This is a genomic window from Rahnella sp. PAMC25617 (assembly GCF_050606005.1).
Taxonomy (GTDB): domain Bacteria; phylum Pseudomonadota; class Gammaproteobacteria; order Enterobacterales; family Enterobacteriaceae; genus Rahnella; species Rahnella variigena.
Map to the genome: position 1 here is coordinate 1 of NZ_JBOCUM010000061.1, position 239 is coordinate 239.

The window sequence follows — 239 nt, forward strand, 5'->3', positions numbered from 1 at the left end:
CCCCCCTGCCCTGATTTCGCCCGCTGATGCCCGGATGTGAAGGGTCTTTTGCCCGCTGATGACTGTTACGCCGGAAGCTGGTGTATTTGAATGCTGTCCCCTCCGTTGTACTCCCTGCCGTTGTACAAATCGTGCAGCTGCCAGCGTGGTCAATTCCTGCAAATCCCAAAGCCTGTAGTTTAGCCTCTGCAATCGCAGCCAGGTCAAGGTGACGATGACGCGGCGAAATCAGGGCAGGG

The 239-nt window shown here is 57.3% G+C and carries 1 pseudogene; it reads right to left on the reverse strand.

What is annotated here, in order from left to right:
• Positions 1 to 239, reverse strand: a pseudogene (locus ACM615_RS23930) (polyphenol oxidoreductase); the annotation flags it as partial.